We start from the raw sequence: 10,383 nt of genomic DNA, 5'->3' as shown, positions 1-10,383 counted from the left end.
GTGTATACATCATGCATATTATCTCACAGCATGGCCGGATCCAGAAGCATCCTCATTTCAATAACAGTTCATCAAGGAACTTCAAAGAAGGAGAGGTCTTCGTCACTTAGTTCTATCTCTGCAGCTTCAGCATTTTCCTGGAGCTGCTCCAAGCTCTTAGCTCCGGGGATTGCGACCACACCCTTCTCCCTTATCACCCACGCCAGAGCGAGTTGGGCAGGGCTCGTCCCCCCTCCCTTCCTCTTCGCTAGTTCCTTCAGCCTCTCAACCACCGCCCAGTCGATCCTCCCATAGAGGTGCCATATGTTCAGCCTCCTCTGCAGTCCTTTAGGCATCATTCCCGGCCCGTACTTCCCGGTAAGCAGTCCCTGCGCCAAGGGGCTATAAGCTATTATCGTGATTCCCTCCCTCCGGCAGTGAGGGATCAGATCCCTCCCCGGATCCCTCTTCAGCAGGTTGTACTCGATCTGATTGCTGGCTAGGTCGTGCCTCTGGAGATAGCTCCTAGCCTCCTCCATCTGCTTCAGGGAGAAGTTGCTCACCCCTATCGCCCTTATCCTCCCTTCCTCCAGCTCCCGCTCTAGCGCCCTCAACGCGCCCTTTAGGGGGAATATGGGGCTGGGCCAGTGGATCTGGTAGAGGTCCACGTAGCTGGTGTTCAGCCTCCTCAAACTGTTCCTCAGCGCCTTCAATACCCCTGAGACGGTGACCCTGTATGGAAAGACCTTCGTAGCTATCACCAGGTCTTCCCTGTCCACCTGGCTCAGCGCCTTCCCTATGACCCTCTCGGACCTCCCCCATCCGTATATCTCCGCAGTATCTATGAAGTTGATTCCAAGCTCCAAGGCCCTCCTTATTATGGAGATGGCCTCCCCTTCATCTATTTCCTTCCCCCAACCCCAATAGCTGGCGCCGAACTGCCAAGTCCCCAGCCCTATTTTGGAGACCCTTATACCCGTCCTCCCCAGCTGCTCGTACCTCATATGAATCCCGGGAGATCCCATCGATGCGAGGTTTTAAAGTAAAACGGCTATTGGGGATCGACTGGGGAGGTAGGGGCTGGAGGTAGCCAAGAGTCATTCCAAACCTTCGCTATCAGCTTGCGAGTTGATCAGGGATTGGGCTGGAGATCACTACTCTATCCCCAACCTCTCCTTTATTAGCGCCACGTCCCTCTCCAAGGCCGTGAGCCTCCTATCAAGTATGGACTTGAGGTCCTTCCTGATCCCCTTGAGCTCCTCCAGCGTCTCATCCTGTTTCTGTATCATCAGCTGCTGGTTCTGGATCATGGTCTCTTGGTTCTGCTTGCTCTCCTCCCTGAAGGCCCTCAGCTCCTCCAGCGTCTCATCCTGTTTCTGTATCATGGTGAGCCCAACCTCTATCATCTTACCGAGCTGGAGGGTCATGAAGTGGGACCTGAACCTCTCTATGTCCTTGACCGGACCATCGTAGTCCTCGAAATGGATCCTATCCGCTCGAGCGCCCTCAGGCATCATCTCCCTGACATCTGATTCGAACGCCCTTACAGCTTCATCGTCCCCCTCGTAGAGGGCCTCTACCGCCTTCTTTCCCACATTACGAGCTTGGAAACCGGTCAAGTCGTGCTCACCAGCTAGATTTAGGAGGAACATGCGGTAGCCTATGTCCTGAACTTTCTCTCCCTCTATGATCAGCCTTCTCTTCATCGCGGGAATATCAGCAAGATCCTATATAAGAGTTGCCAGACATTCAACAAATTCGGTTGAGTTTTCGAAAGTTTTACGGTTAGATTTATGGGAATAGGAAGAGATAGGGGAGTGAATATAGCTTCGACCTAAAGTACAACGCTCTTGACCCAAGCTGCCCCAACTACAACCCGCTCAGCAGATCACTGAACCTCCTGAGTCCTTCCCTTAGCTCCTCGCTGTCACCCCCGAAGCCTATCCTGAAGTGCCCCTCCATCTCAAAGCAACAACCCGGTACCAAGAACACCCCTTTCTCCCTGATCAGCCTGAGAGCCAGCTCCCCAAAGGGCATGTCGAGTATGTAGCGGGGGAAGGCCACAGTTCCAGCCCTCGGTGGGATCCATTCGATGAGGGATTCCGACTCTACCCAACCCTTCAGTATCTCGAAGTTCCTCCTGACTATCCCCAAATTCCTCTCGTAGATCCTCTCCACATTCTCCAAGGCAAGTAGGGCGAGATGTTCGAGGAGGATACTGACGCTTATGGTCGTGTAATCCCTGTGGGACATAAGCTCCTTCATCACCTCCTCATCCCTTGTGGCTATCCAACCGAGCCTGAGACCAGTCAGCGACAGGGACTTGGAGAAGGACCTAGCAACGATGGCCCTGTCGCAGAGGTCGAGCATGGAGGGAACCTCATCGCCGAATATGTTCAGCCCGTGATAGGACTCGTCGGCCAGCACGTAAGCTCCATACCTCTAGGCTATCTCGCATACACGGGACAGATCCTCCCGATCCGGCAGGAGGCCGGTGGGATTGTGAGGGTTGTTTACCACCACAATCTTCGCTCCCTCAGCCAGCCTTGACAACTCCTCGAAGTCGGGATACCAGGAGTCCTCCTCTCTCAGGCGTAGCAGCCTTATCTCAGCACCGAATGCCTTAGGCAGGCTGTAGAGTTGCTGGTAAGCCGGGAAGATCGATACTACCTTATCACTCGGCTCGACGAGGATGAAGAAGACGAGAAAGTTTGCGTCTATGGCTCCTCTGGATATGAGCACTCCCTCAGGGCTCAAGTCGCGGTACAGACGGGAGATCTTCTCCCTAAGATCGGGAAGTCCCTCCACGTAACCCATAGGTCAGGAGAAGGTCCTTCAGCTCCTTCAAATAATCCTCCCTGCCGACGAACCTCAGGAACTCCCCCAAAGAGAAGGGCTTCACGCACGTCTCGGCCAAGTTCAGCTCGACATCGTGCTCGTACTTACCCATGAACCTCTCGACCAGAAACGGATCAACCTTCATCGGTGCGCTGGGAGGGTCTCAGATAAAAGGACCCTCCCCGATTCTGACCGGCAACTCTCTGAATCCCCTCCCCTCCTCCCAGATGAAGGCCCCGATCCTGACCCTGGGAACTGAGATTATCACGTAGAGGAAGCCTGGATGGGCCCTCTCCTCATCGATCTCGGATGGAAGGGGCTTTACTAGGGGATGGCTGTGATAAGCGCCTATGATCTCCATGCTCCCCTTCTCGGCTTCGAGGAAGGCTCTGTACATGTCCTCGGGATCTATCTCGTATCTCAGTGGTGTATCTGATATGTTCTTCGCTCTATAAGCTCTTTTAATCGAGAAGCCTTCACCTCTAACCTTTTCACCAGCTAAGAGGCCGCACGCCTCTCTAGGGTACTCTGAGAGGGCGTGACTCACTATGCTATCTCTAACTCTCTTTGGGATGAAGACCTCCATCTCGCTGTCGCACGGTCAAGTAGTTTAAGCGTATCACTAACACTCGCTATGATTTAATACGGGTCAGGGCAGTGTACTTTGGGGCGATGAAGCTGGAGGGGACATCTGAAGCATGATGAGACACCCCTCAGGCTGAGCCCAGCCCTAGGATTGCGGCTCAACTCCAGGACGAAATGAAATGACATTGATGGAGAGTTATGGGGGTGTTCATGAACGATGCACCCGCATTACCAGCTGAATTATACCAAAGAGAGCAAACTTGAGTCCAGAGGGAAGGATGCTTCAACCCTCTCTCAGCGCGCCGGGGAAGCCGACGCAGCCGGCTCCACAGGATGGTCTCGGCAACAAGGAGGAGTGATCTAGTCTACGGGTTGGAAACAGCGAAGTAGATCTGATCTTGAAGCATGAGAGGAGGCCGACATTCAAGGTAGGCTCAGGAAAGAGATCTCCCATAGTCCAGCTGAGCTTGGCTAAGAGGCTGGGAGTCGACACCACATACGTGGCGGCGCTGAGGTCTGGTATCTTCGAGGAGAAATGAGCTATTCGCATACCAGCGTGGTTTCTCCTCCTTCTATGAATTACCTTGGGGGGATATGATGCTCTTACTTCTACATGACTCGGCCTCATTAGCGTCCAACAGGAAATCCTTATTAGGCTAGAGTAGTTAACTGATCGATGGTCAGAAGGGTAAAAGTCATCCTTTATGGACTTTTCCCTACCGTTTACTTCACCGCATCTCCATGCTGCCGCTTCCCAACTCCTGAAGTGGAGCACGGGGAGGAGCAACTCTCAGAGTACCCTTGGTGGATGGTTCATGATCTCATGCAGGCCGCGGAGATAGCTAGGAGGCTGTCGAAATATGGGAGGAGGGTGAAGGTCGACTTGGTCAGCGCGGACTCCCTCAAGGGCATCTGGATATCCTTGAGGTACGGTCTGAGGGGAGAACCCTCAGCCATAGTCAATGGCTGGGTCTTCAAGGGGCCCTCACTGGACCCCGACTCGATCGAGGAATTCGTTAGGAACCTGCTCCAGAGGTGAACTCATATCTCCTCAACTTTTATGGCCTCTACAGGGCAGGACATCGCCGCATTTTCCACGCACTCCTTCAACTCATCGGGCACCTCGCCAACAGAGATGGCGTCTGACAGCTCAACCGAGTACTTGTCCACCACCCTATTCTTCCCCTCTAGCACGAAGACCTCAGAGCATAGAGTCGGGGCGACCCCACAGGCTATGCAGGACTCCCTATCTACGGTAACTCTCAGAGTCATACCCTTATAAGTCAGTTATACATAATAAATATACATAATGAAGATGATCTTCTTGAAGATGACCTTGAAATAGCATCATTAGGACGGCATCCGGCTCACATCGGACCGGTTCTCTGAGTGGTTAGTTGGGAAGCCCTTTCTTTGGCCACCTTGGCAGCTCGTAGAACGCGATTAAATGCACCAAGACGACGAGGAACGAGAGTATGGCACCAGATAGGGCGAATATAGGATCAGGCGCCGATACGTAGAAGATCGATGGAAGAATAGCTAGGATCATTGAGATCTTCCTTACCTTAAAGCTCATCTCACGCCATTGGGTGACGGACCAATTCCACGTAGGAGAGGAATAGACATCCCAAGAGGGGTTTGAAGAAGGTACCTAAAGGGAAGGGTATGTGAGCGAGGAGTTCGGAGTAGATGGGGTAGCAGTGGAAGGAATGGGATAAAGAGAAGCATGAATGGAGCCCATAAGTCAAAAGAACGAAGCCCTTCATAGAATGGTGGTGGCGGGACGGAATCATCAACGAAGGCGTAGCTCTGAACTACCCCTCCAACGCATATGAATGCTAGGATCGAGAGCAAGAGGATCTTGCCAATATCGGGCCTCAGGAACTCCAGCACGCGAGACCGTCGCTTTGAAGGATTTAAATACTGCGCATGGGCTCCCAGCTCATCGGGAGCTTAGCGCTAAGACACGAGATCTCCTCATTTCCTGTGTCATCTTTAAATCCCATATATGTGCGAGATATCGATTTATTGCTAAAGGAGGATGGATGAATGAACGAGGACTTCTTGAGGGCGAAGCTGAAGGATATGCTGGATGCGGTGAGGGAGCTGCAAACCTTGACCTCTAAATCGTTCGATAACCTTTCGAAATACGAGAAGCTGTCTATGCGTTATCTCGTGATCCAAATGGTTGAATCAGCCCTATCAATCTGTCTACACATAGTCTCAGAACTAGGTCTCATTGCTAGCACTTATTCCGAGTGTTTCGGATTGTTAGGGGGAAGAATCATAGATGGAAGGCTGGCCTCCAAGCTCGCATCGGCAGCGAGACTCAGAAACCTGCTGGTACACCTATACTGGGAGATCTCGGATGAGTTGCTTTATGAGAGCGTTAAGAGAGGCTTGAAGGATTTCGAAGAATACGCGGAGAGGGTGTCGAGATGGAGCTCAAGTACTACGAAATGAATGAGGAAGAGATCAGGAAGCTGATTGAAGATCTCAGGGCTAAGTTAGAGGCTTACGAGGATATAGTGTTCGCCTATGTCCACGGAAGCTTCCTTAAGGGTAGATTCAGAGACGTGGATGTTGCGATCTGGATCAAGGGAGGTAAAGTAGAAGCATTCCACTACACGGTGGAGGTCTCAGCTGAACTCTCTAAGGAGTTCCCGGTAGATCTTCATGTGCTGAATGAAGCCCCTGTTTCCTTTCAATACCATGTCTTCACTGGGGGAAGGCTCTTGTTCTCGAAAGATGAGAAGATAAGGTCGGAGGCTATGGATAGGGCCCTCAAGATGCATCTAGACTTCAAGGAACTCCTCAGGTCCTTGAGTGCGACTCGCTAACATTTTGAGGGTGTGAACCAGACATCCCGTCCATAGCCTGCGCGGACGGTAGATCCCATTAGTGAGAGATCAGAATGGTTCTCAGTCTATCCTCACAGATCTCGCGGAAGATCTCGCGGATTTAACTCACCTCCAAGTGATGCTGCCAACGGCACCACCACTCGGGGAGTGAGGACCTGCCGATGTAGCAAGTCATGATCCCATGAAAGGACAGGGAGGTTCCTCTAGGCTTATATCCTAGGACGGGGAGGATCTCATCACGCCTCGCCAACCTCGGTCTCCTCGGCCCAGAACGGATTTCAACCCCCCTCTAAAACACACCTTCCTATCCCCGGGGTGATGACGAATATGAGGTTACCCTCTCAAAGAAGACTAGGGATTTCGAGACCTGCTAAGAGGAGCATTCAGGGCCTCAGTTACCTCCTCAGGGATTCTTTAACCACCTCACGCCCAATTAACTTCCTCTCAATCCCTAGAACCCCAATTATACGTAGAACTCTCTCAAAAGATCCGCATGCCTGAACGCTCGGGGACGATATGACCCTCAGGGATGTATGACTACAACAGCTACCCCCCGCGTTTAGCCATGGGGACGATCGGGATTGATGGACCTTACAGACCATCAAGTAGCATCTCCAACTTTATTAGCCGGGAAGGGTCTACTCACTGATGCTCCCGATAGTCGTCGAGGCCTCCGCCTCGGAGTCGTGGTTGGATTCGGTGATAAAGTTCTCCCAAGAGCTCAGGTCCCACTTCGGCAGGAGGCTCCTCAGGGTTATAGCCCTTCCCAGCCCCGATCAGGAGGTCCACGACTCCAACGTCCTCGTGGTCCTCGACAGGTACGACTTGGGCGATGTGGATGCCGTCATAGAGATAGCCTCGCGCATCGATGAGAGGATAAACCCCCTGGTCGCCAGCTCAGACGAGGAGGACGAGGTGGAGGCCTTCCTCCAGACCGGTGGTAGGGATGTCCAAGTTGATCAAGTCTAGGGTCCTTATAGAGGAGGCGGAGAAGGACTTGGAGCACGGTTCCTACAATAAGGCGGTCTCTGCATCTTATTTTGCCACTAGGCTACTGGTCGAGCATCTGATAGGGGGTTTGAAGACGTCGAAGGACGACAAGATAGCTAATGCCCTTCAAAGGCGGTTGGAGGAGAGGATAGGGGAGGAAAGAGCTCGAGATATAAAGGAGAGGTATCTCAAGCTCTTCATGAGGAGGAAGATCGCTGACCACAAGCCATATCTCTTCTCGAAGGACGAGGCGGAATGGACGGTAATGGAAGCTAAGAGGCTGATGGAGGAGATAATGGAGGCCCTCTCCCCGAGGTGAACGCTTAAGTCTTGCCGGAACCTCCCAACTCAGATGAAAGTCGCTTGTCAGAGAGATTGCCTCGATGGTTGCGTCCTAATCTTGGAGGGTGAAGGTCCTGAGGCCTCGGTGCGCGGTGATCCCGATCACCCGGTCACCAAGGGATTCGCATGTCCAAAGGCCCTGAACTTCCCTCACTACTATTCCAGCAGAAGGAGGGTCCTCTACCCACATATCAGGACCGAAAACGGGTTCAGAAGGGTGAGCTGGGATCAGGCCCTAGACGTAATCGCCTCCAAGCTTAAGGAGGTAATGAGGGAATACGGCCCACAGGATATCCTCATATTCAACTACTCCGGCAACACTGGACTGATGAACTTCAACTATCCGCTCAGGCTTGCCTACGCCCTCAACGCCTACCGGGTGCAGTACACGATCTGCGACGAGGCTGGTGAACTCGCGCTGGAGCTTCACTACGGGATGCGCTACGGGGCCTTCCCGGAAGACCTTGAGAGGGCCAAAATGGTCGTGGTGTGGGGTGCAAACCCGGCCTCGTCCAGCATACACGCCTATTGGATCTTGGTGGATCTGAAGGTCGGGGGAGTACCCATCTGGGTGATCGATCCTAGAAGGACGAGAACATCCTTGCTGGGGAATTACGTCAGGATAAAACCGGGAACTGATTCCTTACTAGCCGCGGGCATCTCTTGGTACCTGATAAATGAGATTGGTGTGGACGAAGCCTTCATATCGAAATACACGGTGGGCTTCGAGGAGTACGCGCAACATATCTCCAAGTACACTCCCGAGCTAGTGGAGAAGGTTACCGGAGTTCCCAAGGGGACGGTAAGGGAACTGGCAGAAGAATACGGTGGGCTGAAGCCCAGCGTCACGTATATCGGTGTAGGAATGCAGAAGACAAAGCATGGGGCCGAAGTCGTCCGCGTCATTTCTTTAATACCAGCGCTGGTGGGGGTTCACAGGGGTTTCTTCTTCTGCAACTCCTCTCGGGACTTCGACACCGCTTACCTGCAGGGCAGGCATCTAGGGGAGGACAGAAGGGTCAACATGCTGGACGTTCCCTCCATGCTCTCCTCAGGTCGCTTCAAGTTCCTCTACATCTACAACTCAAATCCCGCAGTTACCCTACCTAGGTCAGACCTCTTCCGGGAGGGCATGAGGAGGGGGGACCTATTCTCCGTTGTTCACGATGTGATGTGGACCGAAACGGCGGAGCTGGCTGATGTAGTGCTCCCGGCTACCGGGATGTTCGAGCAGGAGGATTTCGTCGCCAGTTGGTGGCACCCCTATCTGGCCTACTCCCCCAAGGCCTGGGAGCCACTCGGGGAGAGCAGGCCTAACTGGTGGGTCGTCCAGAAACTAGCCGGGAAGCTGGGGATGGAGGCGCCTGAACTCAAGGAGGACCCCATCCGAGCGTTCGAAGGGGCTGTGAGGGGAAGTAGGATGCTCAGGGTACCCGTTGAGGAGGTGATGGGAAGGGGTTATGTGAGGCTGGAATACCTGCCGAAGCGCGAGTACCAAACCCCCTCCGGCAGGATAGAATTCTACAGCAGTACAGCGGGAGGCTTGGTTATTCTCCCCTTCCAGTCTTAGAGTGGGAGGAGGTCAATCCCGACTACCCATACGTCCTCATCACTAGTTCGGTTCCGGAGAGGACATCCTCGCAGGATGCCATGCCTTGGGATCTCCCGGTGAGGGATCGCATTCACATCAGTTCTGAAGATGCTGACAAACTGGGACTGAAATCAGGGGATCTGGTCCTCATTCGCTCTCCATGGTCAGAAGCTATCTCAACGGTCGAGGTCGACGAATTCCCTCCCTAGCGGAGTATTATGGGCTAGGAGATCAGCTAAATTCATCAAGGGCACGGTCAACGATCTCTTACAGGACGAAAAGCAGATCATAGCGGGTGGAAACTCGCTCAACAGCAGCAGAGTATCGATCGAGGCGCTTGTCAGTGAGAGTTAAAGAATTTCCCGCATGGACCCTCGTGGGAAGGATTATCATTATTCCCCTCCCTCATTCTCGGGATTCTCATGAAGGTAGGCGATGTACTGAAGGGAGATGTACCCATCGGGAGCGTGGTTGAGCTCGAGGGAACTATAACCGAGATACTCCCATCCTTCTCGCTTGGAGACATAGTCTACGAGAGGTTCTCCTTGGAGGACGGTACGGGGCAGCTCACTGTGATCTTACCCTCCTCGCCTAAGTACTTTCTCCCCGACGACAGGGTGAAGGTGAGGGGAAGGGTCAGGCCCTGCCCTTATGCCCCATCAGTGACCTGTTTGGAGACATCGGGGGACGACATCGACATCTTGGAGTGGAAGTGGATAGAACCCAGATTCAGGGAAGGAGCTGCAAAGAGAGGGGCATTCGACGTAAATACCCTCCTCCAAGTCACCAAGTTCGACCGGGAGCTCATCAGAGGGGTGATCGAGACCGGTCTGGACCCGCTCAAGATGAGGGAGAGGTTCGAGGATAATCTGTCCTCCGAGAGGGATGTGAAGTACTTGGTGGATGCGATAGCGGCAATGGCCATGTACGCTATATTCCTCAGAGATCTACCGGCGGCGAAGAGCGTGAAGACCACCCTGTACTTGCTGAGAGATCTGAAACTCCCTGAGAGCGAGCGTAGGGTTTTGGAGCTCTTGGGTGAGATGATCGACGCCTTGGTGAGCAGAGAGGGTCTCGCTCCCTACATATCACCGCCCGAAGCCATTCAGGGAGTAGTGGAGAGGTACCCCGTGGCGGAGGAGGACGAGATAGAGGGCCTCCCTAGGCTCGGCTTTCTGGCTAGGAGGATAATAGAGG

Annotated in this window: 14 protein-coding genes and 1 pseudogene; 8 read left to right on the top strand and 7 right to left on the bottom strand. The window is 53.3% G+C overall.

The window, feature by feature from the left end; translation table 11 throughout:
* Nucleotides 1-71 precede the first annotated feature (71 nt).
* From QI197_01915 to QI197_01895, 5 genes and pseudogenes are all read right to left on the bottom strand, one after another.
* Nucleotides 72-983 (bottom strand): aldo/keto reductase, encoded by a 912-nt coding sequence (locus QI197_01915; GenBank protein MDK2372115.1) that lies wholly within the window; start codon nucleotides 981-983, stop codon nucleotides 72-74.
* Between the two features lie 150 nt (nucleotides 984-1,133).
* Complete coding sequence (locus QI197_01910; GenBank protein ID MDK2372114.1) at nucleotides 1,134-1,685, bottom strand: acylphosphatase; 552 nt, start codon at nucleotides 1,683-1,685, stop codon at nucleotides 1,134-1,136.
* 163 nt (nucleotides 1,686-1,848) lie between these two features.
* A pseudogene (locus QI197_01905) lies at nucleotides 1,849-2,796 on the bottom strand (aminotransferase class I/II-fold pyridoxal phosphate-dependent enzyme).
* Nucleotides 2,765-2,962, bottom strand: coding sequence for a hypothetical protein (locus QI197_01900; GenBank protein ID MDK2372113.1), 198 nt, complete (start codon nucleotides 2,960-2,962; stop codon nucleotides 2,765-2,767). The pseudogene QI197_01905 and the gene QI197_01900 overlap by 32 nt, the downstream one beginning before the upstream one ends.
* An 18-nt stretch (nucleotides 2,963-2,980) precedes the next feature.
* Nucleotides 2,981-3,403: a M67 family metallopeptidase gene (locus QI197_01895; GenBank protein ID MDK2372112.1), complete on the bottom strand. Its 423-nt coding sequence runs from the start codon at nucleotides 3,401-3,403 to the stop codon at nucleotides 2,981-2,983.
* Between the two features lie 397 nt (nucleotides 3,404-3,800).
* On the opposite strand from QI197_01895, the gene QI197_01890 reads away from it, so the two are divergent.
* Both QI197_01890 and QI197_01885 read left to right on the top strand, forming a co-directional pair.
* Nucleotides 3,801-3,941, top strand: a complete 141-nt coding sequence (locus tag QI197_01890; protein MDK2372111.1) for a hypothetical protein — start codon at nucleotides 3,801-3,803, stop codon at nucleotides 3,939-3,941.
* A gap of 137 nt (nucleotides 3,942-4,078) precedes the next feature.
* Nucleotides 4,079-4,441: a hypothetical protein gene (locus tag QI197_01885; protein ID MDK2372110.1), complete on the top strand. Its 363-nt coding sequence runs from the start codon at nucleotides 4,079-4,081 to the stop codon at nucleotides 4,439-4,441.
* A 2-nt stretch (nucleotides 4,442-4,443) separates the two neighbouring features.
* On the opposite strand, the gene QI197_01880 is transcribed toward QI197_01885, so the two are convergent.
* Both QI197_01880 and QI197_01875 read right to left on the bottom strand, forming a co-directional pair.
* Complete coding sequence (locus QI197_01880) at nucleotides 4,444-4,674, bottom strand: ferredoxin (protein MDK2372109.1); 231 nt, start codon at nucleotides 4,672-4,674, stop codon at nucleotides 4,444-4,446.
* Between the two features lie 121 nt (nucleotides 4,675-4,795).
* Nucleotides 4,796-4,978: a hypothetical protein gene (locus QI197_01875; GenBank protein ID MDK2372108.1), complete on the bottom strand. Its 183-nt coding sequence runs from the start codon at nucleotides 4,976-4,978 to the stop codon at nucleotides 4,796-4,798.
* 473 nt (nucleotides 4,979-5,451) lie between these two features.
* Between QI197_01875 and QI197_01870 the strand changes: the two genes are divergently transcribed.
* The 6 genes from QI197_01870 to QI197_01845 all read left to right on the top strand — a co-directional run.
* Nucleotides 5,452-5,865, top strand: coding sequence for a DUF86 domain-containing protein (locus QI197_01870; GenBank protein ID MDK2372107.1), 414 nt, complete (start codon nucleotides 5,452-5,454; stop codon nucleotides 5,863-5,865).
* Nucleotides 5,841-6,242 (top strand): nucleotidyltransferase domain-containing protein, encoded by a 402-nt coding sequence (locus tag QI197_01865; protein MDK2372106.1) that lies wholly within the window; start codon nucleotides 5,841-5,843, stop codon nucleotides 6,240-6,242. The genes QI197_01870 and QI197_01865 overlap by 25 nt, the downstream gene beginning before the upstream one ends.
* Nucleotides 6,243-6,911: 669 nt before the next feature.
* Nucleotides 6,912-7,232: a hypothetical protein gene (locus tag QI197_01860; GenBank protein ID MDK2372105.1), complete on the top strand. Its 321-nt coding sequence runs from the start codon at nucleotides 6,912-6,914 to the stop codon at nucleotides 7,230-7,232.
* The gene (locus tag QI197_01855; GenBank protein MDK2372104.1) at nucleotides 7,210-7,572 is read left to right on the top strand and encodes a hypothetical protein; all 363 of its coding nucleotides are present in this window, start codon (nucleotides 7,210-7,212) and stop codon (nucleotides 7,570-7,572) included. The genes QI197_01860 and QI197_01855 overlap by 23 nt, the downstream gene beginning before the upstream one ends.
* A gap of 33 nt (nucleotides 7,573-7,605) precedes the next feature.
* A complete protein-coding gene (locus QI197_01850; protein MDK2372103.1) occupies nucleotides 7,606-9,165 on the top strand; it encodes a molybdopterin-dependent oxidoreductase in 1,560 nt (519 codons plus the stop codon).
* A gap of 443 nt (nucleotides 9,166-9,608) precedes the next feature.
* Nucleotides 9,609-10,383 (top strand): hypothetical protein (locus QI197_01845; protein MDK2372102.1); only part of this gene is annotated, 775 nt, incomplete at its 3' end.

The organism is Thermoproteota archaeon, from assembly GCA_030130125.1.
Lineage (GTDB): Archaea > Korarchaeota > Korarchaeia > Korarchaeales > Korarchaeaceae > Korarchaeum.
Note: the sequence above shows the minus strand (reverse complement) of the source record. Positions and strands in the feature narration are given on the sequence as shown.

Bases quoted from the DNA above. Each gene is read 5' to 3' on its own strand.
- QI197_01915 (MDK2372115.1), bottom strand. From the start codon at position 983: ATGAGGTACGAGCAGCTGGGGAGGACGGGTATAAGGGTCTCCAAAATA.
- QI197_01865 (MDK2372106.1), top strand. From the start codon at position 5,841: ATGGAGCTCAAGTACTACGAAATGAATGAGGAAGAGATCAGGAAGCTG.
- QI197_01850 (MDK2372103.1), top strand. From the start codon at position 7,606: ATGAAAGTCGCTTGTCAGAGAGATTGCCTCGATGGTTGCGTCCTAATC.
- QI197_01855 (MDK2372104.1), top strand. From the start codon at position 7,210: ATGTCCAAGTTGATCAAGTCTAGGGTCCTTATAGAGGAGGCGGAGAAG.
- QI197_01880 (MDK2372109.1), bottom strand. From the start codon at position 4,674: ATGACTCTGAGAGTTACCGTAGATAGGGAGTCCTGCATAGCCTGTGGG.
- QI197_01895 (MDK2372112.1), bottom strand. From the start codon at position 3,403: ATGGAGGTCTTCATCCCAAAGAGAGTTAGAGATAGCATAGTGAGTCAC.
- QI197_01870 (MDK2372107.1), top strand. From the start codon at position 5,452: ATGAACGAGGACTTCTTGAGGGCGAAGCTGAAGGATATGCTGGATGCG.
- QI197_01860 (MDK2372105.1), top strand. From the start codon at position 6,912: ATGCTCCCGATAGTCGTCGAGGCCTCCGCCTCGGAGTCGTGGTTGGAT.
- QI197_01885 (MDK2372110.1), top strand. From the start codon at position 4,079: ATGGTCAGAAGGGTAAAAGTCATCCTTTATGGACTTTTCCCTACCGTT.
- QI197_01910 (MDK2372114.1), bottom strand. From the start codon at position 1,685: ATGAAGAGAAGGCTGATCATAGAGGGAGAGAAAGTTCAGGACATAGGC.
- QI197_01875 (MDK2372108.1), bottom strand. From the start codon at position 4,978: ATGAGCTTTAAGGTAAGGAAGATCTCAATGATCCTAGCTATTCTTCCA.
- QI197_01900 (MDK2372113.1), bottom strand. From the start codon at position 2,962: ATGAAGGTTGATCCGTTTCTGGTCGAGAGGTTCATGGGTAAGTACGAG.